We start from the raw sequence: 26,162 nt of genomic DNA, 5'->3' as shown, positions 1-26,162 counted from the left end.
TCGTTAATCCGAAGGAGCCAAAGAAGTTGAGAGGCTTCGGCCAAAAGGCAAAGCAGATGGTCAATTTGCTAGACGTTCAAATTGCACAGACAATATATCTGCCGGTGAATAGACAGCGCCTACCTCCATACATTGTTGAATTAACGGAACAAGGTAAGCCCAATCACTTGCCTGCAAAGGCAGACGGATCGCAAGAGAAGTTGATAAGTGAGTGGGTAAAGGATCATGCAAAAAGCGAATGACGTTTTGTAATGAAACGTATAGGAGATGAAACGATCGCTCCGTGACGAAAGTCAGCAGACTTGCATATGTGGTAAATTATGGTGAGAGAACTTGTAGAATTTAATTAAAGAGAACAAGCAAATGACAATGTTTAACAACAATGGTGCGGTCTCTGCTGCAAAGAACTGGCAGTCCATTAACTGGAAGCGAGCTAATTGCGAAGTAATTAAACTGCAAGTGCGTATCGCCAAGGCAACAAAACAAGGTCGATGGAACAAAGTGAAATCATTGCAATGGTTGTTAACTCACTCTTACTATGCAAAATGCCTTGCAGTAAAAAGAGTAGTAACTAATCAGGGAAAACGAACACCGGGAGTTGATGGTATTGTATTAAAATCAGCGAAAGAGAAATATCAAATGATATTATCACTGAACCGGAGAAACTACAAACCTCAACCACTACGACGTATTTATATTCCAAAAGCTGGTGGTAAAAAACATCGCCCTCTTGGAATACCAACAATGAAAGATAGATCAATGCAGGCATTACATACTCTTGCACTAAATCCGGTAGCAGAAACATTGGCAGATCGGTACAGCTACGGCTTCAGATTAAAAAGATCGACAGCCGATGCAATAGAACGGATATACGGAAGTATAAATAGGAAAGCGGATCCTCAGTGGATACTGGAAGGAGATATAAAAGGATGTTTTGATAATATCAGTCATGAATGGTTAATAGAAAACGTCGTAACGGATAAAGTTATTCTACGCAAATGGCTCAAAGCAGGTTATGTTGAAAAAGCAGAACTTTTTCCTACAAATGATGGCACACCTCAAGGCGGAATTATCTCACCCATTTTGGCTAACGCAGTTCTTGACAAACTGGAACTGATATTAGATAAAGAATTTGGCAGTACAGCAAACAGAAGCTCACGTGTTCCATTTCATGCGCGGAAACTCGTGCATAGCAATGGTGTGAAACTATGCCGGTATGCCGATGATTTTATTGTAACAGGAACCAGCAAGACATTACTGGAAGAAAGGGTAAAACCTCTAATAGAATCATTTTTGAAAATAAGAGGACTTGAACTCTCAACAGAGAAAACAATCATCACTCATACAACAAAGGGGTTCAACTTCCTGGGACAAAATGTGCGGAGATATTTATTAAGAAATGGAGGCAGTAAACTTTTGATTAAACCATCAAAAGAAAACGTTCGCAACTTTCTCAAGTCAATTAGGTCAGCTATTAAGGAAATGTCCTCTGATAAACAGGAATTACTGATTAGAAGATTAAATCCTATGATAACGGGGTGGGCTAACTATCACAAGCATGTGGTATCAACCGAAACATTTAAGCATGTTGACTATCAAATCTGGATTGCATTATGGAAATGGGCCGCAAGGAGACATCCTAATAAAAACAGACACTGGATAAGTGCAAGATACTTCCATATGAACGGTGATATCAACAGGGATTTTAGTTGTATTGTTTATGATGATGATAGCAAAGCAAGAAATATAGTTCTTGCTCGTGCTCAAAATCTGAAAATAAGAAGACATACAGTCATACATCCAAAAGCTAATCCTTTTGATAAAGAATATGAGGCATATTACGAGAATAGGAAATCAGAAAGTATGCATCATAATAAAGCGGGAAGAGACATGCTGAACAGGTTACGCATTACACAAAAGGGCGTCTGCCCTGAATGTAATGAAACATTATCAGTAAGAGGTAAAAAGGGGGTGATACATTATAGGAAATCAAGATTAAATGGAGGACAATTAAATCTTCAAAATCTGATTCTTTTACATAATACCTGTCATAAGCATGTGATGGATCGAATTACGGCGAACAAGTTATTGCCGGTGAGTGCAAAGAGCGCACTTACTTAAATTTACTTGAGCCGAATGCTGGGAAACTCGCACGTTCGGTTCTTAGGAGGGTTGGGAGCAGTAATGCTCCCTGCCTATCCGACATGACACCATTGCGGAGAGTAGTGGTATCACCCTGGTACATTGCATGGCACATGCAAGAAGATATTTTATTGATGCACTAGAGGATGATCGTAACAGGGCAGAACATGCGCTGCAACAGATCCAGCTACTGTATGAGATTGAACAACACTGTACATCTCAGCAGTTCGACTACAACACTCGTAAAGATTACCGTCTTGAAAAGGCTGTCCCTGTCTTAAGCGCACTTGGAATATGGATGACCGATCAATATGCTCAGGTGCTACCGAAAAGTCCAATTGGACAGGCATTAGCCTACAGCATCAAAAGATGGGCTAAACTTAGCCTCTATGCCAGGACTGGAAATCTCTTGCCGGATAATAATCTGATAGAAAACTCTATCCGTCCGATAGCCCTTGGCCGCAAAAATCACCTCTTTGCAGGTTCACACGAAGCAGCAAAAAGGTCAGCAATGTTATACAGCTTACTTGGAACCTGCAAAATGCACAGGACTAATCCTACCGAGTGGCTGGCAGATGTACTTGCTATAGTCGCCGAGTATCCGGTTAATAAAATCAAAGATCTGCTACCTCACAACTGGAAACCTACACAAAACTAAGCCTAACATCCCGTCTTACTTATATGCAGTTGCCCGTGGGGATACCGGGCAATGGCTTCCAGGGCCATGCCATTCCTGCGATGCAAAAAGATCTGTTTTAGTTTAGTCATGCTGATAGTTTCTCCGGCCATCTTCCGTGGGGTTTTGTATCCCAAAGCAAACAATCCTGGAGGAACTAGGGGTGGTCAATATGCCGTTCCGGCATGTTGACCACCTACGTTAATTAAATTTATGTCGTTCCGGCATATTGACCAGCAGCATTGGCTGATTATCAATTGTTAATATGAGTAGGATCCGGAAAGGTGGTCAAGATGAGCGTTAGGGGTGGTCAACATCAAGCGTAATACACATTAGAGAACCTTAATTTTAAGTCCAAGGTTAAATATACTGCGAAGTTTCTTGGTGCCGCTGGTGGATTAACAGGTGGTTTTGTCTTATTAAAACAATTTGATACCCCTGATGTTCAACAACAATCTGACAGTACTGGAAACCAGCCATAACCGGAGATTGAAATGGTTATTATGGATCAAGCTGAATTCCTGAGTGCGTTAAAAAACATGTTGTTTGTGGTTCGAGATCGAACCAATAGGCAATTGTATATGAATTAATTAATTATGAAATAATTCGGATGACTTAAAATATAAAACCCAATACTAGGGCGGGTTTTATATTTTAAATCCAAATTGTGGTTATCTGAAGAATTGCTGATCCAATTTATCTTCCGATTTCATCTTCTCCTAAATGAATGTGATGATCATATGGAGAATTTTCAAGAGATCTGATGAAACCTCTTCTCGCACTTTCTAAACACTCATAATAACTTTTGAATGGTAATGAAAGCTGCGCTGCAAATTCCCTATTATCAGTATAAGGTATTTTAATTTCTAACATTCGATCTCCAACATCCTCTCTATTGGTTTGCATAAACACAATTCTCTCCCATTGTTTTCTTACAGCGGACAAGGACAGTGCCCACATTAAATAAAATTGGCTAAAAGGTGCATTCGCCGTTGCCCGTATAACAATTACTTCTTTTGTAAGAACAACCCTTTGCTGGCCAGGCATCAAAATGCAGAACTCTCCAATATTTTTTGAAGCTCTTTCTGGAGAGATTAAATCATATGGCTTCAATCCTGAATCTGCCCCACGCCAAAACTGTTGGGCTAAGGCCACAGGTATCATGTTGGTAGGGTTAATATTGACTGCGCCAGCTCTCAGATCCGATACTTTGATATATGGGACTTCTCCTAGTCTTTGATCAGAACTTGGACTACCGTGTCCATTAGTAATTTCAACTTCACCAGAATCAAGAAGTTCCCCCAAGGTCTTTAATGTAAAAAAATCGGAACTTTCAACGAGTCGCACAACTTCTGAATTGAAAGACCCATCATGATATTTCGGAACAAAAATATCTTTCTCAATTGCAGGTAGTTCAGGATAAAAAATAATATCTTGGTTATTAAAATCACCTGCTTTAATCTGCTCACAAGCTTCGGCTAGTTTGTCATTGATGCTATTAATAGATCGAACGCCTGTTTCCGGATCAACAATATATTGCTCATGACCATCTTTATTAATCCCACATGTTGCGGAATTAACAATTAGAATACTTCCCTCTTGATACCAACTAGGTCTATGCATTTTCTATTCTCCTTTTTTCCAAAATATAAAAGTTAGTTTTCGCTCGACAAAATCCCTGAAATGCTTCCATTGGGATATTAAGTATGGCTCTAAAAATAAAATGTTCAATAATCCACTGGCGTAACCATGAATATGATGGAGAGAACATATAAGTTTCGGGTAATATTATTCCCAATCTACCTCCAAAAGTTAGTAACTCGTAACATCGTTCCAAAAACAAAATACCCAATTCACGCTCTTCATATTTAGTCGCATGGTAAGAATATTTTCCATCACTTCCTTTAACTGCCTTTTTAGCTAAATTAATATTTGCGGCCCTAGCATCGGTAGTACTCATTTTAAGATTCTGTCCAAACGGTGGATTAGTCACAATACATGTGAAAGTTCCAGGGATCAGGGCAGTTTGCAAATCCTGAAAATTAGTGCTCCACAAATGTTTACGTAATGAATCGCCCAAAAAGGTATGAGTAGATCCATCTCCAATTGTTAACATAATAGCCTTTGTTAATTTCACGTTTATTCTGTCTTTGTCTACTCCAAACAAATGACGCTGTGCCCAACCTTTGGCATCGCCATCATCCATTGAAGGAAACGATTCCCTTAGCTGCCGATAACTTTCAAGTAAAAATCCTCCCGTACCACAAGCAGGATCAAGTACCTTATCACTTGGATGAATCTCCATTAATTTAACAACGCTTCTTATAACTGGATATGGAGTATAGTATTGACCCTCTGCAGATTTCAAACTAGCTGTTCTAAAAACCTGGAATGCTTGAGAAACCGCATTTAAAGACGCATCTCTTAATTTATACTTCGATAGTTCATAGACAGCTAAACTAATTGTATGGTTATCAAGTTGAATATCATTATCAGTGTCATTCAAAAAAATGTCACCATGCGCAATTTTCATACCTTGAAAAAGGGTCCTGATTTTCTGAGCTGTTTCAGATTCACTGTCCCAAACTTGAAAAGGAACAGATGCTTGCGGATTAAATTTAGCAATTTTATCGCCTTCTAGCTTCGCTAGTAGTACATTACACAAATTATTAAGCTGATCATCACGCCTAGTACTTCTACTGTCTTGTGCAACTACAACATTTAGCAATCGAGTAAATGTCTTTTTTAACTCGGCGGTAGTCGGTTCAACTAAATCATTCCATTTCAATTTAGAAGGTCCAGACTTTACAAGAGATTCGCCGGGCCTGGGTAAAGATCCATTTCGAACAACATGATACCCTCCTTCTGCAGTGCGATATACTAAACATATTGAACTTCCATTACTCCATATTCCAAGTAAAGCATGAGGTTCTAAACTAAGATAGATTTTTAACTGATTAATTCCCTCGTCAATAAGAGGAGCTTTTGTTTCAATAATTATTTGGATATTTTCATAATTCCCCAAATTTGATGCATTGTCGAATATTGCAATATCCACGGGAAATCCTTGAAAACTTTGCCCAGCTTCTCTTCTGCTAGCTTCGCTAGGGGTTCGAGGAACTTTCCATTCAGGCTGGAATTGAATTTGATTTTTATTCCAACCAAGGCGTTCAAGTTCGGCTAGTAGGGGTAATCTCACGTCTGTATGCTCGCTCATTAAATCTTTAATATTTATGTTTTATAGCTATATAATATTGAAATGTACTTAGTTTAAACTTTCCGAACAACATAAACATTCAAATAAATGAAAGACAGAAATATATGTATATGTTATATTTGTAAAATACAATAGGAAAAAATCATGTACGCGAAGTCTTATATTAGATAAACCTTATAATATCTTAAAAAAACGGCAAATTTCTCAAATCAAAAAATATCGAGTTCGAATATTGTCCTTTCCAGCCGCTAAGAATAAAGCCTTTGAGCAATCAAAGGCTTTTATTTGATAATTGAATCTAAATAAGTTCGCTAACGTGTAACGGAATATTTTGGGAATACGTCTTCCAATCATCTTAAGGGAATGTTCATTTGTCAAATTCCAAGTATTGGCATGCAATATCACTCAATTGATCTATAAAGTGTTTGTAACTTGGAGAATTGACATATATGCTTGATTGCTTTGCAGCTATAAAGTAATCTACACCGTCTGTTGTTTTATCATATGATTTTTTAACCTTTTTTATTATCGATGTACCATTACATCCGTCAGTTTTGGTAGGTCTATCGCTATTGCCTCCATTTAATACCTCCCAGTCCCCTAATATCCAATTTTCAATCATTCTATCAGCAACACCTATTCTTAAATCTTGGGTTGTCACCCCTTCTCTCACAAGTTCCTCTCTTATTTGTTCCACCATTTCCTCATGTTCAATATTTCTATTTTCTTTATCGACCAAAATAATTATTGGATAGTACCTATTGTTTAGTAATCTAATATGCGACGCGATTTTCTTCGCCATTACGGAAATTGACACGTCCTTTCCATTACAATCGGTTCGTTTAATTGGGCGCCCGGGACACAACTGCTGAACTATTTTTAATTCAGTATATCCGTCAACAATAAATGCTGGATTATTCATTTGATAACGCATTAGAAAAATAAAAGTGACCTAGACCACAGCCTGAATTCGCGATTTCATCTCTTATTATACTTAGGTTCGATATACGCTGACCTTTTGTCCTGCCATCATTTAGGTCTACAATGATTATCTCTTCTGGATTTGAATGATTCAATAAGGATTCGCTGTGAGTAGTCATCAACACAAATGATTGTGATGCTTTTTCTGAAAGATGATTCCGCATTATTTTCGCGATTTCTGCCTGCATCCAAGGGTGAAGAAAATTTTCAGGTTCTTCAATTGAGAATATTGTTTTAGATGTCAAAATTGCCGTAATTAGCGTTAACCACTTTATGGTTCCATCTGACATTGAGGACAGCGGTAACACTGCTTCGTAATTACCTGTGCTAATCGTAATTTTTACTATTAATTTATTATTAAATGGATCATTATCAACGTCTAGACTCTTAATCGTAGAGTTAGCTGCCCGTAAAAATTTGACTATTTTATCTAGCGTGCTTGGACTATACTCACGTTCATTTTCCTCGTAATAGAACCAGAATCTAGGTACTCTTTCATTTTGCTTCGTTTTACTTTTTTTCATCGCGTATAATGTAGTGGCTAGCCCTGATCCGTCCTTTTTGATACCAGGAGGGGTCGCTGAATCTTCTAACTCTCTCACCTTGCTAGGAACAACATTAAAGGTTTCACCGCCTACTAGATCTGTAAATATTTTATGCAAGAAGTCATTAATTGGAACTAAACACTTAACTATTGAATAGTACATAGGGTTTTGCCTCTTCAGAAAATCTTTAATCATATCTGAGTTATCATCTCCAACAAATCTTGAATTGAATTTTTTCTTATTATACTTCGCGACTTCAATTAAAACCTTCGACTCATCGGTTGTTTTATACAATATGTCCAAATCCCATTCCTTTTGGTAGTTGCTGCTATCAGGGTCATCCCAAAACTTTGTTGCAGTCCTAAGTTTTAAATCCTGATTAGAATAGTAAACATTATCTTTTTCAAAAGAAATCTTAATTGTAAATTGATATTCGTAAACAATGAACTTTCTTGAGTCTATTTGAAAAGCTCCATATATTTTTGAAACAATTTCGTCAGCATAGTCATCCCTACCAATTTTTTGAAAAATGCTTCCAGCTCCGCCAACATTACTTATTGCGGTGCCAACTTGTTGCCTGGCAATATTTGATAAGAATTCAAAAAATATAATAATATTCGTTTTTCCCGCACCGTTCGGGCCAACCAGAATATTTAATCCCTGTTTCAATTTCAAATCAAAACTCTTAAGGGATTTAAACCCGTTTACTTCTATTTTAGTTATCATTATTCATCTTTAAAATTTATTTATATGAACAATTTATAATTCGTAAATTAATATTTAGATCTCTAAAAAACAGGTTAACAACTTGGAGTTTGAATTGTTTAAATCTGATTGAAGATCGTCAAAATATAAGGTTATGATATTAAGTATTTGTTTTTGAAGTGATATTCCAAGAAGTTGAACTTTAGAGCAGATCCCTAGTATGTCAAATATTATAAGATTTATATAATGTGTATTGTGTCTAAAGAGATAGAATAACTAATCTTAACCTTGTCTAGACTTCTTCCACTTGATAAGTTCGATCACTGGCGGATCTTTTTCGGTTATAGGAATAATTGGGTTATCTGACTCTGAGATAGCAACCATGTCCAAGTCGTTAAGTCCTATCTGCCATGCGTCACGCACAGTTAAAGACTTCATAATAAATCCTAGATCGTCATACATTACAGGTTTGTTAGTGGTTACATCAAGGCAACAGGGGGCTAATACAAATGACCCAAAAACCGACAGACTTTTTAAGAAACCCTCTAGATTCATTGGGTTTTTAGGGGTCATGGTTGATACTTGGGACATTACTTGAACGAAATTGTTATTTGCTATTTTTTCGTTCTCAATGTTGGAGCTTATAATTCCCTTGTACCAAAATGGTTCATTCACATCTATCCCTTTAATTATGGAAATTCTTATGGCGTCACTTAATTTGGAACCGAATGTTTCTTTCCACTCTTGAAATATTCGTTTAACCTTTTGTTCATTGTCAAAAATCAAGTAAAGGGTAGGGGCGATTTGCGGAACGTGCCGAGGATCAATTGAGAATGCAAAGCCTCGCCATGCATGTCCCGACCAAAGTTTTTCATTAATGACTGACAAAGTTTTGATATTTTGATGTCCTCTCAATTCTGGTGTACTGTTATAACTATCATCACTGCCATTGGGCGTTAAGTACTTTTTTACTCTATCCACAATACCATCAAATTGGTACTGTTTATCATTATCCTCATACCATTGGGTTATTGAACTTCTTGGATTATGACCTAATACATTTCCTAGCATCACAAATGGGCTTAGGAAGTTAAACGCTCTTTTGTATACTTCTTGTTTTACTATTAACTGTTGAAAGGTTTTTTGTGCATCGGCAAATCCTATAGTTTCAGCAATGATTGTAATAACAATGTTTTGGACTTGCTCATTTATGGATTGTTGAATTATTACCGATAATTGGTGTGGATTGAAGGTTCTGTAGTAAATAGTTATCTCATTTTCTAGTGGATTTACTTTTTCGGATATAATTGTTTCTGATAGTGTTGAATCTTCTTTGACATTTATCTTAAATGTTTGTACTTTTCCAAATGCATCTAATTGTATGGCTGTGGCTAAAAATGCCTCCAACGCTCCTGCTATAGTTTCGCACAATTCGACGGCTGGTGAAGAGTTATCAGCGTAGAAAATATATTCTGTCCCTAAGACTCTCGTTGTAATTGTAACATCATTGCCTAAGTTATATTCAGGTAGTTCAGGAAGCTTTTGTTGGGCCGGTTGATCCAACCATTTATTGAAGAACATTGAGACTGAATCTCGACCAATATGTTGCAGAAGGTCATTGGGTAGATACTTATCTCCGCCCAACAAGTAGAGAATAGCCGTTTCCGCTGACCATAGGTGAAGCCTATCGAGGACATCGGGAAGTTTCTCTAGTCTTCCTAATTCATTGGGGGCAGTTTTTAATAAAAGGCAACCCATGACACCAGCAAAATTTTCGGACGCATCCAAAAGTGCTGAATCCCATTCATCCTGAGTTTTTACTAATTGTTGTAATATTGTCAAGTCAGTTTGGTGCCATTCAAGTGCATAGCTTATTCGTCCTAGCAATAATTCCAACCATTTAAGCCTCCTGCAACATTTGTATTGGAGGGAATCAATTTTTTGATGTTGTTTAAAATCACTAAATGCATATGATGACGCGTGAATTAATGAACCCCGTGCAGCCCAACGTAATCCGATTGCTTCATATGCATAAGCGATAAAGTATAAACTGTAAATGAACTCTTTTTTGCTCTCCTGCTTATATAATCCGAAAAGGCTGCGTCCTAAATATTCAATTGACTTATGGTATCGCTCTGATTCTAGGTGACTTATTCCAAAATTTTGGAGGGTGTGTGCCGCTGCTAAATCGCCTTTACGCTCCGTTTCAAGTTCTACTATATCATTCACAAGATTTTCATACTCCGGCTGATCGCTTAATATATCGCCATTTTCTAGTAGTATTTTGATAACTTGATCATATGGGAAGCCAAGTAAATGGGTGGAGACTTTGAGAATCTTAGCGATTGCGATTAAATCGTCTGCAATATCCTTTTCCTGCGCTAATTTTTTGAACATATTGTGAATAGTGAGCAGGATTTTAGCTTGAGCTGACGCTGAAGGTTTTGTATCATCATCAACAAATCGTTGCAACCATTGTTGTATCCGCCGTTCCTTTTGTTCTACAATGGCTTCTGAAACATTGTAAAGCTTTGCAGCCATTGGAAAAAGCGTAGTCAAGTTATGCTGTCGCTCTAATGTAGCTATGTTAATCGTTCTTTCTGCTATTAATTCAAGTTCTTCAAAAAGATCAAGAAAGCTCTTGTAGTCTTCAAACCAGAAAAATTGAGTCCAGGCCTGGTTGTATTTTACCGAGTAAATTAGCTCGTCAGATCCTATTTTTTCCGCAAGCCTTATTGCTCGATCGAAAAGCCCATTAACCCGCACTTTGGGTTTTCCCATACCGCGTGCCAATAGCGCAGAATTCAGTGCCTTATTAACGAGAGGAACTGATATCAATCCATTACTCAGTGATGATTCAATTTCAGAGTTTATTTCTTTAAAAGCTTCTTCTCGTTCCTTGTCATTTGGCCCAACTACTACTGTCTCTTCAAGTCCATCCCCTAATTCTAATTCATCAATTGCTAATTTTTCTCTCTTATTATCAAAAACTTTATCTAGGATCCACGTTCTGTCTAAAATAGTTATAGCAACGTTATATTCCCTTGTCAGCTCATCTTCGATTTGCGCCCTGCGTTTATCCCTTGCAAACTGATTGGTAACAAAGAAAATGCGCTTGTAATCTCTGTTTGTATTGATTATTCCCTTCACGTCACTTTTTACTTTCGTTGCCCAATCCTTTTTGGCACTGATTGCAAAAGCCCATCTCTCTCCCTTATCATTTGCAAGACCTTCCCAAAAATAGAGTGTATTGAATTCGGATACGGGGTATGTTTCTGAGTCAGCTTTGCTATCACCTCCCCCCGTAGGACCTGTCTGCATCCGTAAATTTGGAGCGATCTCTAGTTGCGCTAATTTGCAACAAAAAGTCTGAAAGCTCTGTTCCTGATTGTTATTAGTAATTACATCAAGTTTGTATTCGAGAAGCGATCTATTAAGGAGGGCTTTTGTTATTGTTGTGGTATCGGAAAAGCTCTCTGGCCTTCTCGATTTCATAAATTCTCTAGGTGATGCCATTGTTATCAAATTGTCGTTTTGATATATTTAGCGGTAAACATGAAGTTTTGCTTCTTATGTAATACTTTTCTGTTTACACTTTTCTAGTTCCCAAACTAAATTTTTAAAATCGGTTTTGTGATTTGCATCGTTGTCAGGTAATTTATGCGCACCGTCAGATGCTGGTATGATTATTTTTTTTTGGGGAGAATCCAATATATTCCGCCTCCTTAGCTAGGCCTGTCGGGTTTCAACTATCCGTAGATTTGATCATTATGCAAACAATATTGGTCGCCTTAATGCCAGTAGTTTGTGATTGTGGCATCATAGTTATATCGGTCTTTCAGGAATAAAATCTTTTATTGAACAGTTGAAGAATTTAGCAATAGAATTTAAATGCTGCAGATTATACTTTTCTCTTCTTTTAGGATTTTCACAATGACCGACAAACGCATCATTAAATCCAGCCCCCTGCGACAAATCGATCTGACTTACTTTCCTAGCAGTTCTCATTTCCTTTACCTTTTCAATCACATATTGGTCTAGCGGGGACTTAATGTTCATCTTTTTGCCGGCGAATAAAAGTATTCTAAAGGTATTTTACACATGTACTTGTCCATGTATTTTTTATTTCTTATCTTAGACTCACAATTATCAAATTAACTATATGAAACAGTATATACGTATAACTAATACGGATACAGGATAGTTTTGTACATTTACATCCTCAAAAATATTTTATTGAAGCTCGCTTCTTACTTAATCCAGCCCGTGGAAAGTCGAAATTCTCAGGTATGCTAGGATGATAAGGAGAGTGCTCACGTTATTGGCGTGGGCCTTCTTGTCTGCATACAGCCCTTCGACTGGCTCCACGGCGGCAAGATGTGCTTGCGCCTTTTTCTTTTAGAAAAGGTACAGCCCTCTTACGCCTATATACTTCCGAAATCATTCGAAACTTACAAGATTAACCAAACGGTAGCCAGGATATCCATCTTGGTCCAGGATTTTATTACCTAAAGCTGTAAATCTTAAAAATGAAGAAACAAATGACTTTCTCTGAAAAGAGTGGGACTAGCCAGTCATTGCTTACTAAAAGTGAAACAGAATATCCATTACAGGTATTCAATAAGGTTTTCGCAAAGTATGGATTAGAGTCAATTCTGCATAGTATCAAGGGCATTTTTACGGCATCATTCAATGTTGATCTTCAAAGAATAATTTAGGCTGGGCATATTCTGGCATGTTCATCACAAGAGCATCGGACAGATGAAGAATGTACCAACTGCATATATGCGAAGCTGTTGTTAGTAATAGTAGATATGATTGATGCTCAATTAGGGCTTGCTGAAGTCGCGATGAACAGGCTGATGGAGGAACACGAATTTCATCTATTTGCAACCAGGCCAGAAGTAGCCTGTTACATAAGCACATTTCGCCTGATTGTGGCCCGGAGCAGACATTTATTACAGGATATTAATCATAAAGTAAGGTTTGGTGGAGGTGACTTCAAGTTAAATCCCAATATGACCAAGTTCGATCTGGCAATCTTTGTTGACGAGATTACAGCTCCATTTAAATTATACGAAGATGCGACAGGCAAGGTGATTGAAATAAGGAACACAGTTGAATCAAGTCAGAACCTACTAACGGATAAGGTCATGCTGGACATTATAATTTCCAGTCTTATACATGTTGCATATGCCCACAGTAGAAAATCGACAAGGGTATTCATATTAGTCGAAGCAGCGGCTGAACGGCTTTCAATTAGCCTCAAAAGTGAGGGAAAGCAAATGTCTAATGCCGAGGTTGAAAATCTGTTTAAGCCGCTTAATGGTTCGATAACATTGGCCAATAATTGGGGCGCGAACTTATATATGGCTAAGAAATGTTTTGACGTATTAGGTGGCGTGATACGAGTACTTAGTGAGAAATATGAAACAGTCATTCAAGCAAGCCTACCATGCCTTTTGAGATAGCTGTGGCTGTAATGTACGCTCTGTGCACCGGATAGATAAAATGTTCCACTGAAATAGAGCTTAATGCTGACGTACAAACTATTGTTTAATAATTCCTAGGCATTATTCTTAGTACAGCCAAGGAGTAAAAATCCCACTATGATTCTCGTAAGAGCTAGAAAGAAGCTATCAATTTGTTTGGTTGATGATGACCGATTAGCCAGGCGGGACTTAGGGAATGTTCTGGACAATATGGACATCTATATACCAATCGTTTGTTCCGATTACTATGAGTTGATAGATGAATATTTATGTTATACACAAAAAGGGCCGCCCAATTTTATTATCTCGGAATGGTACAAAGACTTTTCTGATCCTGATTTCCTGATCATCTTCAGTGATAGTCCACTAGCTACAATTCCGATAATTATCCTAACGGATGCAAATAGGATCAAATCAGTTAAACCACAACATGACATAGACATCATTGGTACACTAACCAAGCCTGTCAATAGAAAAGATCTCAAAGAAATGCTAACCAATTACATAAGACATAAAAATGCAGAAGAAAATGACTGAAATACAACACTATTCTAACAATTTTTTAAATGACCTGATGACATCGCTCGAAAATGCACCGGATGAATTCACTAGTGCCGTTTGTAAGGGACTTAGATGGAGCAAAACAAGGTTTAAATCGAATACGGAAGAGGAGATTGATATAATTTCCCCAAGGGAGGGCGAGCATGTTTTAAGAGTATATCAGCATTCTATTGTCTTTCAGTTACTGTTGAAGCGATCCCTCAACTGGAAGAAAAGGTTTAACACATCGCAAAGGCCTATTCAGAATACGTTGAAGCCCTCGGAGACATGTTCAAGTACAATAATAAAAGATTTGGCAATCGCGTTGGAGAATGCACCGGCCTTGTTCAAAGAATGTGTTTGTTCGAACTTGAAGTGGCAACCTAATAAATTCGACTCGTATCGGCAGGCGCCTATAGCCAACGATCATGATACATATACTGTTTTTAACAAAAAGCAGGTAAGCATCATCATTCCAATCTATGAATCCCTTGTTATGTGCCACATACATGATCGGGCGTTCAAATGGGACAAGCACAAGTTAACTCAATAATGCTTCCAAGAAGGGATTGAAGTCAAACCCATATTATGAAAGAGGACTGATGTGAATGTTTGTGAATAATCGATAAATGAAATATACATAGGGTTTATCTTAAAGGAAACACCGGCAATGGATTCTTCCTCCGCCGGCTTCTATTACCAACCATAAAAATAACTATATCCATATGAGAAATTTACCTGATTGGCATGAGAAACCATTAGAGCTAACAGTGGAAGAGATTGCTGATCCGATGTCGGTCGTTTCAGATTTCTTTCATTCCTATCCGTTGCCGGAATTTAGGGAGCATTTGAGATCACTTCTTTTAATGGCATGTAGTGATCAGGATTGTAATGCATCATTCAATATTATTCTGTGTGAGGACATTGTTCGATTAGTGGAAGCATGTGGTATAATATTAAAGCGGAGATATGGAGAGCAAAATATCTAACGATTCACTATCCGATTGGTTCGATATCTACCATTTCCCGACTCTTTTTAAACTTGTTTCAATCTTTTTTAACTAAAAGTCAAATGGAATTCAACTCGCGGTCAAATGGAAGTCGACTATTATTCAACAAGGTTTGTAATCGACCGGGAATAAGTTTGCAAAGATTTCAATGATCCTGAAATTGATTTACGATTGAATGACGGAAAATAATCTGAACAAATTCGAACAATTTGGTTACGAAACATGACATTCTGTGCGAAAGAGGGAAAGTGAATTTTCGAGTGGTTGTACATTGGCTTCTTATTTAATCATATGAAACATGAAGTCCAACGCCAGTTACCCGCAAAGCCCTCAATTGAGGATGCAAAGAGAATCCTCCAGGCAGATCAATACGCTTATACAGATGAGGAAGTTACCATAATAATAGACTTTATACATCGTCTGGCTGCTATTGATTTGAATATCTATGAACAATCAAATCCACAAATCCATCACATTAAAGACTACAACAATGATCACGCAAAGAAAAGCATTTCTATATCCAAGAGTAAGTACAGACGAGCAGGTTGACGGTTATAGCTTGGCCCATCAGGAAGAAGTCTTAATACGGTATTGTGAGAAGGAGAATATCCAGGTGGTCGGCATTTACAGGGAAGACCATTCTGCCAAGACATTTGACCGGCCAGAGTTCCAAAAGATGTTACATGTAATCAATAAGAACAAGGGAATTGTTGACCTGATTCTGTTTTCTAAATGGGATCGCTTCTCGCGTAATGTCGCTGCTGCTTATGAAATGATCGGGAAACTGAAAAGGCTTTCTGTAGAACCTCAGTCCATCGAACAGCCTTTGGACATGGATATACCAGAGAGCAAGATCATGCTGGCTATCTATCTTACTACACCGGAGGTAGAAAATGACCGGAGAGCCTTAAATACGCTTCATGGTATGCGGCGAGCCAAGAAAGAGGGGAGATACCTGGGAATTGCCCCAATTGGCTATAAGAACGGGCGTGATGCTCAGAATAAGCCATTCCTTATTCCTAATGAGAAGGCAGAAATAGTCCGTTGGGCATTCGAAGAGCTATCCAGAGGCGTATGGGATATTGATACGCTCCGGCGTATGGCAAATAGAAAGGGACTAAAAATAGGCCGTAGCCAGTTCTGGAGTCTTGTCCGTAATCCAGTCTATTGCGGGAAGGTCTTTATAGCTGCCTATAAAAACGAACCTGCCCATTGCGTAAAGGGTATCCATGAGGCGATAATTCCTGAAAGTCTATTTGACGATGTTCAGGACGTTCTAAAAGGCAAGAAACGAAACGTCAGAGTCAACACTTTCACGGAAATTGATCAACAACTCCCATTAAGAGGCTTCCTAATCTGTCCGAGGTGTGGAAGATTATTAAGCGGGAGTGGATCAAAGGGTAATGGGGGCATCTATTATTATTACCATTGTCAATCAGTAAAGCTATGTAAAGAGCGTTTCCGGGCAGATACGGCAAATGAGGCATTTGTAAGGCAGTTAGGTCAGATAGCCGTCAATGCACCTATCATAGACTATTACTGCCAGATCATTAGTCAGTCATTGAAGAAGGATAACCAGGGAAAGGAGCAGGAGCTAAAGGAAACACAGGCTGAAATAGACAAGCTATATATAAGAATACAAAATGCTCGTTCTTTACGCTTAGACGATGAATTTACAGCAGAAGAGTTTAAAGAAATTAAGACAGACTTGACCAAGAAGATCGAAGAATTAGAAAAGAAGAAGACAAAGCTATTATCCATCAACGACAACTACCAGGAATACCTTTCCCAAGGCGGCGAAATCATGAAGAACATTGCCAATCGCTATATTACCGCTTCCCCAATCGGCAAAAAACAAATCATTGGTTCGATCTTCGCAGAAAAGCTGATTTTTTCAGATAATAAATTTCGAACCACGGAACCCAACGTCATCCTTGAGCTGATAAGCAGGCCCAGAGCAGATCTTGACCACCTTAAAAAGCAAAAGGTCGGAGATTTCTCCGACCTTTCCGCTTTTGTGCCCAGAACTGGATTCGAACCAGCACACCCTTGCGAGCGCTGCGACCTGAACACAGTGCGTCTACCAATTTCGCCATCTGGGCATCTGTTTTCCGTGTCAGGGAGTGCAAATGTAGAAACTTTTTTAAAACCAACAAATTTTTTTTCAAATTTCATTTGTCAGCAGTCCTATTGGAAAAGTTTTAAACACATCTGCCACTAATATCTGTCCCTTATTTTCTAACATTTCACGGGTGAAAATGTTCTGCCATACTATAGGTGCGCCTGTTGGTAAAAATACAAACGCTGTCGTATCCGGTTCTCCGGGAAGCGGGACAATGACGATCACCCATTGTTGCTTTTGTACCCTGGCATATGCCACGATCTTCCCCGAACTGGATTGTAAGGGAAGATAATCTCCTTCCAGGAAGAGGTCAGCATGTGCGCGGCGGAAGTTCAGTGCCTTCCATGTCACAAATAATTTTTCCAATCCCTCTTGCCGGTGTTCTGATAAGTAGTCAAAGAACCCTGGTGTCTTTTCTTTTGCAATGATCGTTTCGAGACATTGTTTACGAATAGTATAATCTACGGGTAGGCGATTATCCGGATCTACATAGCTGTAATCCCAAAGTTCGCAACCCTGGTAAATGTCCGGAATACCGGGAGCGGTTATTTTGATCAGCACCTGGGCCAGGGAGCTGGTAAAAGCATAATGATTGATCCTGTCAAGGAGACTGCGGACAGTTGCCAGGAAGCCAGCTTCATCTGTCAGTATTTGCCGAATAAAGGCGGTACCATCGTTTTCATATGCATCTTCTGGAGAAGCCCAGGACGAGGTTAGTTTCCCTTCCCGGACAGCTTTGATGAAGTACTGCTGTAACCGCTCAATGTAGACTGGTGTCACAATACCATCCGCAGGAAAACCTGCAATAATGGACTGATAAATGAAATACTCATCGTCTGGTGTAAGGGTATTGATATAAGGCCGGTTTAATTCCCTCCATTCTTGAACCTGTAGTCGCCAGTCATGTGGCATAAGAGAGAGCATATTCAGACGTATACGCGCGTCTTCACCGCGTTTGGTATCATGAGTAGAGGTGGCATTCAGGGAACAGGCAGTATGCTGTTGCCGGGCAAGCAATTGCTGGTGAAAGGTATTCACGGAAAAACCTTCTGTCGCCGGACTGTCGCCTACCTCATTATGCGAAAGCAGGGCATTGTATACATAGAAAGTGGTATCCTCTACGCCTTTGGCCATTATAGCACCTGTAAATTGCATTAACCGCTGTAGGTAAAGCACCCTATTGTGTGCTTTCTCTGTTTCAGTAATATCATCCCAGAGGGATTCCAGTAATGCTATCTCCGCTTCTGCGATGCGGTTAAAGGACCGGATTTTTGCAAAGGTGTCTTTGAGAACCTCCTGCGTATAATCGTTTAGCGGCCATTGGGAAGGGTAGAGGCGGTAAACCGGCAGACAGGCAATAAACAGGGCAAGCGCTTCTTTCAGTTGTTCGCGATTAGTGCGTGCATCTGCCAATTTTAAGGTATAACAGTAACGGACGAGGTTGTCCCATTCGCCACCCATATATCGCTCTAAAATCAGCCTTTTTTTCTCGTAAACAAGGTCATTATAATTAGCCATATCAGGCAGTAGCTCGTTGTAGAATGATACCAGCTGCTGCTCACCTGTGGAATTGGCCAGTAAATGATTCGTAAGGGATAGGAATTCATATCCACTTGTGCCCTGCAATGCCCAGTCGGATGGCAGTGTTTCCTGATTTTCCAGGATCTTTTCAGCAATGATATAACAATTACTTCCGAACAACATTCGCAGACGTTCAATATAAGCAGCGGGGTCACGTAGGCCGTCTATATGATCAATACGGAGTCCCTGTATCAGTTCCTCCCTGTAAAGACCGTGCAGGAATGTATGATATTCGTCAAAAACAGCGGGCAATTCCATCCTAAGCGTAATCAGCTCATTGACAGTAAAGAAGCGACGGTAATTGATTCGTTTGTCAGCTTCCTGCCAGTTGAATAAATAGTAGTACTGCTCTGTCATAAGTGTTGTCAGCAGTGCTTTATCATTATTCACCCGGGAGACAATTCCTTCCAGCAAGGCCCGATTAGTTTGTGCATATAATTGATGTTTCGCCTGCTGCCAGTTTTTCAGGCTTGCTCCTGAAGTGGCTTGCTGGTAAAGTGCATCCAGTAAAGTATGTGCCGGTATGGCATCGCTATCTGCCAATACAGATTGAAGTACATCATAGGCAGAGATAGACAGCGGATATACCTGTTCAAAATAGCTGATAGCATATCCCTGATCCGTTAATACCAGTTTGATTTCATCATCGGCGATACACGTTTCCAATGGCTTCCCTAAGAACGGGGCCATCACCTTACCCGATAGTTCAGGTGAGGGATGCTGCCAGTCTATATCGAAATACTCATAATATGGCGACAACGGACCTCTCTCCATTACATCATACAAACGGGTATTGAATGGATGAAAAGCCATATGATTAGGTACTATATCCTGCAGCCAGCTCATGCCCTTCTGCTGTAATATCTTCTTTATCTCACGCAACTGATCGATGGTACCAATAGCAGGATTGATCTGGTGAGGCTCCGTTACATCATAACCATGCATACTGCCAGGTGTAGCTGTAAATATAGGCGAGGCATACACAGTAGAAATGCCAAGCAGATGGAGATAATCCAGGATATCTTTTAACGCCTCAAATGTAAAGCCTGCGTGTAATTGCAAACGGTAAGTAGCAGAAGGCGGATTATTTGACTTCATATACAATAGCTGAGTATGGTTGTAATGAAATGGTTATTGGTGATGTTACCTGATCTGGAGCTTCACTGCCTGGCCCATTCCACACAGCTGCTGCGGAGTCGAATTTTTTCTCCAGTGATCCTTCCTGGTGATATACGTATTGCGCTGATTGTTCGCTGAAATTGAAAAGCAATAGCAGTGTATCTTTTGGGCCGGAACGTTTTACTACCAATAAATGTGTTGACGGTGTATACACCTTTACACTGTTGCGGGAAGTATACTGCATTGCCTGCCTTGTTCTTCTGAAAGCAATCAGAAAACGGTATAGCTCCGTTAATGGATTAGCTATTTCAGACGCCGCTTCCCAATTGAGTAGACAGCTGTTGAAAGTGTCGGCGGATTGTGGATCAGGTACTTCGCCTTCCCAGGCAAAGGAAGCAAACTCTTTTCTGCGGCCCTCTGTGACTGCTGCTATCAGATCTTTATCACTGTGGCTGGTGAAGAACTGAAAAGGCTTTGTTTCTCCATATTCCTCTCCCATGAACAGCATAGGGACATGGGGCGATAGCAGTAAAACAGCTGCTGCCAGCTTTTGTGCCTCGAAAGATATCAGGGTGTTCAACCGCTCACCCAGCATACGGTTACCGATTTGGTCATGGTTCTGCGCAAAAACAATAAATTGGTGGTAATCCCTTTCTGTAGGATAAACGCCGAAGTTCCTTTTACGTACGGTGGAATATTGTCCGGTGTATACATATGAATCACGAAATGACTTCGCTAATGGGGCCAGCCCGCCGAAGTCTGCATAATAGCCATTTAAATCACCTGTTAACATGCTACGTAATGCATGGTGAAACTCATCTATCCACTGCGCATGCATGCCATAGCCACCTTCCTGGCGGGGAGTGATATACCGCGGACTATTCAGATCTATTTCTGCAATAAGCAGTTTCTTTTTGTTCAGGATGGCTTGCAGTTCGTCCACTTTTTCAGATAACTCGGCCGTAAAGTGTTTTGCGCTACAATCCCAGATGGCATGTACTGCATCCATTCTTAATCCATCTATATGAAACTCGTCCAACCACATTAAGGCATTCTGTATGTAATAGCCTCTCACGGCATCGCACCAGGCGTCGTCAAAGTTGAGCGCCGGCCCCCAGGGTGTTTTGTATTTCTCTGTGAACCATGGACCATATTGTGAGAAATAATTACCCTCTGGTCCCAGATGATTATACACTACATCCAGTATCACAGCAATGCCATGCTGATGTGCTGTATTAACAAGTCGCTTTAACCCATTTACACCACCATATGAATGCTGTACAGCGAATGGATACACGCCATCATATCCCCAGTTACGACTACCAGGGAATTGTGCAACGGGCATGATCTCAATGGCTGTAATGCCCAGAGAACGCAGATATTCCAGGCGATCAATGATACCTTGGAAATCATGAGTCGGAGAGAAGGTCCCTGTATGAAGTTCATAAATAACCAGCTCATGCAAAGCCAGCCCTGTCCATGAATGGTCTGTCCATTCAAAATGGGTATCTATTACTTCGGATGGACCGTGCACTCCCTCGGGTTGAGAGCGGGAAGCAGGGTCAGGAAGTGGATGCCCATCGTCAGGTATATATTTATAATGTGTGCCTGCCTGTACATTATCTACCTCTACATGCCAGTAGCCATGATCATCACGTACCATAGGATACGATGCCTGTTGAGGCTGTAAAACAGATAATACCATTTGTTTCCTGAAGGGCGCCCAAACACTGAATTTACATATGCCACCAGGCAGCAAAGCAGCCCCGGCAAAAGTATAGTTACTTGTCAATGTAATTTTTTGCAGGTAAAGTGAAAATAATATGCCAGCATAAACAGCACCTGAACGCCCAGATAGGTATCGCCTATAATGTGGAAAGAATGCGACGGAATTTCTACAGTCTGGAGGTAAAAACTGATCTCTTTCAATATTCATGTGGCAGATTTGACCTGTGCAGGATTTTTGCAGAAAAGAAAAGCATTAACCCGAAATGTAGATCTATGTCAAATAAAGTAGTCAGGGATAAAAACTGGTGGAAGGAATCTATCATTTATCAGATCTATCCATGGAGTTTTAAAGATAGCAATGGTGATGGTATTGGAGATCTGCAGGGCATCATATCAAAACTGGACTATATAAAAAGTCTGGGTATAGATATGGTCTGGATAAATCCTATCTATAAATCACCCAATGATGATAATGGATATGATATCAGTGATTTTTACGATGTCATGAAGGAGATGGGTACAATGGAGGATTTGGATACACTGATAAAAGGATTGCACGATCGGAAGATCCGTCTGATGCTGGATCTTATCGTGAACCATACCAGTGATGAACACCCCTGGTTCACTGAGGCGAGGAAATCAAGGAAAAACCCTTACTATAAATATTATCACTGGTGGCCGGCCGAAAAAGGGAAGCCACCTCACAGGTATAGTCACTTTGATCCAAGAGGTGATGCATGGACCTATAATAAGGCTACCGACTCTTATTATCTTCATTATTTCTCAGAAAAAATGCCGGATCTCAACTGGGAGAATCCGGATGTGCGTAAAGCCATCTATGATGTAATGCGTTTCTGGTTTGATAAAGGAGTAGATGGATTCAGAATGGACGCCATCTGCTATATCTCAAAAGATACTTCCTGGCCTGAGGTGGACAAACTCGTAAAGGAGAAATATAAATCAGACTGGGCCAACTATTACGCACATGGGCCCCATCTGCATGAGTATCTGCAGGAAATGCACCGTGAGACACTTGAAAGACCCGATGTAGTAACACTTGCAGAAGCCTCCGGTATCAGCAAAGACGAAGCATTACAGTTTGTAAAAGAAGATCGTAAAGAGTTACATATGTTGTACCACTTTGAAGGTGTGCAACTGGGCTTTGCAAAGGAAGGGTATAAACGGCTGGAACCCGGAGGACTGAACCTGAAAAAATTCAAGCAACTATATACAGACTGGGATAAAGTATTCGAAGAGGAGGGCTGGGGAACAATCTATCTCGGTAATCATGATCAGCCACGTATGGTAAGCCGTTGGGGTAATGATGAGGAGCAATACCGTGAGATTTCTGCGAAGCTGCTGATTACTTTCCTGCTCACGATGAGAGCTACTCCTATTTTCTATTACGGTGATGAATTGGGCATGACCAATATCCGCTTTGAGAAAATCGAAGACTACAAGGATATTGAGACGATCAATATGTACAAGTATGTGAAAAGTCAGGGAGGAGATACTGAACATTTTCTAAAAGATGCTCAGATAACGGGCAGGGACAATGGCAGGACACCCTTTCAATGGGATGAATCTTCCAATGCTGGTTTTACTACCGGAAAGCCCTGGCTGAAGATCAATGATAACTATAAATTCATCAATGCTGCCCTCCAGGAGAAAGATGAACGATCCGTCCTTCAGTATTTTCGTCAACTGGTGTTGCTACGGAAACACAAGCCAGTGCTCACATATGGTGTATATGAACTATTGGATCCGGATCATCCGCAGGTATATACTTATACCCGTACACTGGATGAAGAAAAGCTGCTCGTCGTACTCAACTTTTCAAAAGAGGAAGTGTTGTACAAAATACCATTCGTGCTGGACATCGGTACCGAACCTCTGGTAAATAATATGCTCTCATTCAGGCTTGAGAATAACGAAGTAACACTGTCGCCTTATCAGGCGCTGATATTTGGTCCGCTGCCAACAGATCTGCCTCCACTGGCAGACGAAGCGCAGGCTAATAGTGAAGAACTGCCTGCCAGGAAAATAAAAGAAGAAAACTCAAGCATGGAATCAAATGAACTCGCTATCTGAAAATTTGATTAAGTAAATAACACTCCTGGCTTTCTCTTCCTGACAGCGGGAAGAGAAAGTGGGAGGCCAATCATCCATTATGAACCAAACTGTTGTTTATCCTGGAAGTCCTTATCCATTAGGCGCTACCTGGGACGGTAAAGGAGTGAATTTTGCCCTGTATGCGGATAATGCTACAGGAGTAGAATTATGTTTATTTAATTCCACTGATGATGAGGTGGAAGCGGTGAAGGTAATGATCAAAGAGCGGTCTCACCAGGTATGGCATTGTTATCTGCCGGACGTAAAACCAGGGCAGCTGTATGGATACCGTGTACATGGTCCATATGAACCACAGAACGGACATCGTTTCAATCCGAAGAAATTATTGATAGATCCTTATGCCAAAGCTATTGCCGGTACGATCAACTGGAGTGATGCTTTATTTGGCTATAAAATGGGCGATCCGGAGGAAGACCTGAGCTTCAGTGATGTAGATAGCGTACCGTTCATTCCCAAGTGTGTCGTAATAGATGATCATTTCGATTGGGAAGGAGATGAGCCGCCCAGGATACCTTATAACGAATCCATCATCTACGAAGCACATGTGAAAGGGTTTACCAAACAACATCCGGATATACCGGAAGAGATAAGAGGTACCTATGCCGGAATGGCGCATCCTGTTACTATCAATTATCTGAAAGAATTGGGTATTACAGCTGTTGAACTGATGCCGGTACACCACTTTGTAGCAGACAGGCACCTGGTGGATAAGGGATTGACCAATTACTGGGGATATAATACTATTGGCTTCTTTGCGCCTGACGCCAGATATGCGGCAAGCGGAGTACTGGGGCAACAGGTGACCGAATTCAAGCAGCTGGTAAAAGCACTACATCGGGCTGGCATAGAGGTGATCCTGGATGTGGTGTATAATCATACAGGAGAGGGCAATCACCTTGGGCCTACTTTATCCTTCCGGGGGATTGACAATGCATCTTATTACCGGCTTACGGAAGACAAACGCTTCTATATGGACTACACAGGCACCGGTAACACATTAAATGCCTACCTGCCTAACGTGTTAAGGTTGATGATGGACAGCTTGCGCTACTGGGTACTGGATATGCATGTGGATGGATTCCGTTTTGACCTGGCAGCTGCCCTGGCCCGGGAACTGCATGAGGTGAACCGCCTGAGTGCCTTCTTTGATATTATCTACCAGGATCCCATTATCTCACAGGTGAAACTGATAGCAGAGCCCTGGGACATTGGCGAAGATGGTTACCAGGTAGGTAAATTCCCGCCAGGATGGGCTGAATGGAATGGCAAGTACAGGGACTGTATCCGGGACTACTGGAGAGGGGCTGACAGTATGCTGGGTGAGTTTGCCGAAAGGTTTACCGGCAGTTCTGACCTTTACAAGAATGATTACCGTAGTCCAACCGCCAGTATCAACTTCGTCACAGCACACGATGGTTTTACACTACACGACCTGGTCTCTTACAATGATAAACATAATGAGGCTAACCTCGATGACAATAGAGATGGAGAGGACCATAACCGGTCCTGGAATTGTGGAGCAGAAGGGCCTACGCAGGATGAGGCCGTGCTGACCCTGAGACGCAGGCAACAACGCAATTTCTTCGCCACACTGTTATTGTCACAAGGTGTTCCCATGATCCTGGCGGGTGATGAATTTGGCCGTACCCAGCAGGGTAACAATAACGGGTATTGTCAGGATAATGAGCTGTCATGGCTTAACTGGAAAGAGAGGGATAATGATCTGTTGCAGTTTACCCGTCAGCTGATCGCACTGCGGAAAGCACATCCTGCCTTCTGTCGCCGGCGTTGGTTCCAGGGGCAGCCTATTAAGGGGATCGGCCTGGAGGATATTGCCTGGTTCCTGCCGGATGGAGCTGAAATGTCTGATGAACACTGGAGTCACGATTTCGCAAAGTCTATGGCCGTATTCTTTAACGGAAAAGGACTGCATGTTTCCGGTCCGAAAGGAGAGCAGATAGTGGATGATAGCTTCTATATTATTTTCAATGCACATTATGAACCACTTGACTTCAGGTTACCACATGAAAAATATGGTCATAACTGGAAGAAGATGCTGGATACAAAAGATCTGCAGGTAAAAGCCGGAGAAGAAGTATATGCCGGCGAGGGAGTGATAAATGTCGATGCCCGGTCGGTAGTTGTGCTACAGCATAAACTTAAGCACTGAG

General features: G+C 40.5%; 16 protein-coding genes, 1 tRNA gene and 1 pseudogene. 9 read left to right on the top strand and 9 right to left on the bottom strand.

All coding sequences use genetic code 11. The features are described from left to right. Nucleotides 1–363: 363 nt before the first annotated feature. Nucleotides 364–2,121, top strand: coding sequence for a group II intron reverse transcriptase/maturase (gene ltrA, locus CLV42_RS20525; protein ID WP_106603806.1), 1,758 nt, complete (start codon nt 364–366; stop codon nt 2,119–2,121). A 70-nt stretch (nt 2,122–2,191) separates the two neighbouring features. Beyond that, nucleotides 2,192–2,800, top strand: coding sequence for an IS66 family transposase (locus tag CLV42_RS20520; RefSeq protein ID WP_317048007.1), 609 nt, complete (start codon nt 2,192–2,194; stop codon nt 2,798–2,800). 714 nt (nt 2,801–3,514) lie between these two features. On the opposite strand, the gene CLV42_RS20515 is transcribed toward CLV42_RS20520, so the two are convergent. The 6 genes from CLV42_RS20515 to CLV42_RS20490 all read right to left on the bottom strand — a co-directional run bounded on the left by CLV42_RS20515 (nt 3,515) and on the right by CLV42_RS20490 (nt 12,325). Further along, nucleotides 3,515–4,441, bottom strand: coding sequence for a hypothetical protein (locus CLV42_RS20515; RefSeq protein ID WP_106603804.1), 927 nt, complete (start codon nt 4,439–4,441; stop codon nt 3,515–3,517). Next, nucleotides 4,434–6,035, bottom strand: a complete 1,602-nt coding sequence (locus tag CLV42_RS20510; RefSeq protein ID WP_106603803.1) for an HsdM family class I SAM-dependent methyltransferase — start codon at nt 6,033–6,035, stop codon at nt 4,434–4,436. The genes CLV42_RS20515 and CLV42_RS20510 overlap by 8 nt, the downstream gene beginning before the upstream one ends. Before the next feature lie 367 nt (nt 6,036–6,402). Continuing rightward, nucleotides 6,403–6,957: a DUF4276 family protein gene (locus tag CLV42_RS20505; RefSeq protein ID WP_170117585.1), complete on the bottom strand. Its 555-nt coding sequence runs from the start codon at nt 6,955–6,957 to the stop codon at nt 6,403–6,405. Further along, entirely contained in the window at nt 6,950–8,287 is a 1,338-nt protein-coding gene (locus CLV42_RS20500; protein WP_106603801.1) for an AAA family ATPase, read from the bottom strand. Before CLV42_RS20500 ends, CLV42_RS20505 begins: the two co-directional genes overlap by 8 nt. A 261-nt stretch (nt 8,288–8,548) precedes the next feature. After that, nucleotides 8,549–11,782, bottom strand: a complete 3,234-nt coding sequence (locus CLV42_RS20495) for a hypothetical protein (protein WP_106603800.1) — start codon at nt 11,780–11,782, stop codon at nt 8,549–8,551. Nucleotides 11,783–12,091: 309 nt separating this feature from the next. Further along, nucleotides 12,092–12,325 carry a helix-turn-helix domain-containing protein gene (locus tag CLV42_RS20490; RefSeq protein ID WP_106603799.1) on the bottom strand — a complete coding sequence of 78 codons (234 nt, stop codon included), beginning with the start codon at nt 12,323–12,325 and terminating at the stop codon, nt 12,092–12,094. Nucleotides 12,326–13,080: 755 nt separating this feature from the next. On the opposite strand from CLV42_RS20490, the gene CLV42_RS20485 reads away from it, so the two are divergent. From CLV42_RS20485 to CLV42_RS34320, 5 genes and pseudogenes are all read left to right on the top strand, one after another. Beyond that, nucleotides 13,081–13,737, top strand: a complete 657-nt coding sequence (locus tag CLV42_RS20485; protein ID WP_245901703.1) for a histidine kinase — start codon at nt 13,081–13,083, stop codon at nt 13,735–13,737. A 138-nt stretch (nt 13,738–13,875) separates the two neighbouring features. After that, nucleotides 13,876–14,295 carry a response regulator gene (locus tag CLV42_RS20480; protein WP_106603798.1) on the top strand — a complete coding sequence of 140 codons (420 nt, stop codon included), beginning with the start codon at nt 13,876–13,878 and terminating at the stop codon, nt 14,293–14,295. 728 nt (nt 14,296–15,023) lie between these two features. Further along, nucleotides 15,024–15,287 carry a hypothetical protein gene (locus CLV42_RS20470; RefSeq protein ID WP_106603797.1) on the top strand — a complete coding sequence of 88 codons (264 nt, stop codon included), beginning with the start codon at nt 15,024–15,026 and terminating at the stop codon, nt 15,285–15,287. A gap of 312 nt (nt 15,288–15,599) precedes the next feature. Further along, nucleotides 15,600–15,857, top strand: coding sequence for a hypothetical protein (locus tag CLV42_RS20465; RefSeq protein ID WP_106603796.1), 258 nt, complete (start codon nt 15,600–15,602; stop codon nt 15,855–15,857). Beyond that, nucleotides 15,754–16,794: pseudogene (locus CLV42_RS34320) on the top strand (recombinase family protein); the annotation flags it as partial. The gene CLV42_RS20465 and the pseudogene CLV42_RS34320, both read left to right, overlap by 104 nt. A 532-nt stretch (nt 16,795–17,326) precedes the next feature. On the opposite strand, the gene CLV42_RS20455 reads toward CLV42_RS34320, so the two are convergent. The 3 genes from CLV42_RS20455 to treZ all read right to left on the bottom strand — a co-directional run bounded on the left by CLV42_RS20455 (nt 17,327) and on the right by treZ (nt 21,922). Then, nucleotides 17,327–17,410, bottom strand: a tRNA-Leu gene (locus tag CLV42_RS20455). 62 nt (nt 17,411–17,472) lie between these two features. Then, nucleotides 17,473–20,109, bottom strand: coding sequence for a malto-oligosyltrehalose synthase (treY, locus tag CLV42_RS20450; protein WP_106603795.1), 2,637 nt, complete (start codon nt 20,107–20,109; stop codon nt 17,473–17,475). Further along, on the bottom strand, nt 20,096–21,922 hold the full coding sequence (gene treZ, locus CLV42_RS20445) for a malto-oligosyltrehalose trehalohydrolase (RefSeq protein ID WP_211303498.1): 1,827 nt from the start codon (nt 21,920–21,922) through the stop codon (nt 20,096–20,098). The genes treY and treZ overlap by 14 nt, the downstream gene beginning before the upstream one ends. Before the next feature lie 209 nt (nt 21,923–22,131). Here treZ and CLV42_RS20440 point away from each other — a divergent pair, with 209 nt between their 5' ends. Together CLV42_RS20440 and glgX are read left to right on the top strand one after the other, a co-directional pair. Continuing rightward, nucleotides 22,132–23,949, top strand: a complete 1,818-nt coding sequence (locus CLV42_RS20440) for a glycoside hydrolase family 13 protein (RefSeq protein ID WP_106603793.1) — start codon at nt 22,132–22,134, stop codon at nt 23,947–23,949. A gap of 79 nt (nt 23,950–24,028) precedes the next feature. Then, nucleotides 24,029–26,161, top strand: coding sequence for a glycogen debranching protein GlgX (gene glgX / locus CLV42_RS20435; protein WP_106603792.1), 2,133 nt, complete (start codon nt 24,029–24,031; stop codon nt 26,159–26,161). Nucleotide 26,162: the final 1 nt, after the last annotated feature.

This window comes from Chitinophaga ginsengisoli (assembly GCF_003014595.1).
Classification (GTDB): domain Bacteria; phylum Bacteroidota; class Bacteroidia; order Chitinophagales; family Chitinophagaceae; genus Chitinophaga; species Chitinophaga ginsengisoli.
The sequence above is the reverse complement of the archived record's forward strand: the minus strand, read 5'-3'. Positions and strand labels throughout refer to the sequence as shown.

What these genes read in the sequence shown, in the direction of transcription:
- ltrA (WP_106603806.1), top strand. Translation starts at nt 364, where the DNA reads ATGACAATGTTTAACAACAATGGTGCGGTCTCTGCTGCAAAGAACTGG.
- CLV42_RS20515 (WP_106603804.1), bottom strand. Translation starts at nt 4,441, where the DNA reads ATGCATAGACCTAGTTGGTATCAAGAGGGAAGTATTCTAATTGTTAAT.
- CLV42_RS20510 (WP_106603803.1), bottom strand. Translation starts at nt 6,035, where the DNA reads ATGAGCGAGCATACAGACGTGAGATTACCCCTACTAGCCGAACTTGAA.
- CLV42_RS20505 (WP_170117585.1), bottom strand. Translation starts at nt 6,957, where the DNA reads ATGAATAATCCAGCATTTATTGTTGACGGATATACTGAATTAAAAATA.
- CLV42_RS20500 (WP_106603801.1), bottom strand. Translation starts at nt 8,287, where the DNA reads ATGATAACTAAAATAGAAGTAAACGGGTTTAAATCCCTTAAGAGTTTT.
- CLV42_RS20495 (WP_106603800.1), bottom strand. Translation starts at nt 11,782, where the DNA reads ATGGCATCACCTAGAGAATTTATGAAATCGAGAAGGCCAGAGAGCTTT.
- CLV42_RS20490 (WP_106603799.1), bottom strand. Translation starts at nt 12,325, where the DNA reads ATGAACATTAAGTCCCCGCTAGACCAATATGTGATTGAAAAGGTAAAG.
- CLV42_RS20485 (WP_245901703.1), top strand. Translation starts at nt 13,081, where the DNA reads ATGATTGATGCTCAATTAGGGCTTGCTGAAGTCGCGATGAACAGGCTG.
- CLV42_RS20480 (WP_106603798.1), top strand. Translation starts at nt 13,876, where the DNA reads ATGATTCTCGTAAGAGCTAGAAAGAAGCTATCAATTTGTTTGGTTGAT.
- CLV42_RS20470 (WP_106603797.1), top strand. Translation starts at nt 15,024, where the DNA reads ATGAGAAATTTACCTGATTGGCATGAGAAACCATTAGAGCTAACAGTG.
- CLV42_RS20465 (WP_106603796.1), top strand. Translation starts at nt 15,600, where the DNA reads ATGAAACATGAAGTCCAACGCCAGTTACCCGCAAAGCCCTCAATTGAG.
- treY (WP_106603795.1), bottom strand. Translation starts at nt 20,109, where the DNA reads ATGAAGTCAAATAATCCGCCTTCTGCTACTTACCGTTTGCAATTACAC.
- CLV42_RS20440 (WP_106603793.1), top strand. Translation starts at nt 22,132, where the DNA reads ATGTCAAATAAAGTAGTCAGGGATAAAAACTGGTGGAAGGAATCTATC.
- glgX (WP_106603792.1), top strand. Translation starts at nt 24,029, where the DNA reads ATGAACCAAACTGTTGTTTATCCTGGAAGTCCTTATCCATTAGGCGCT.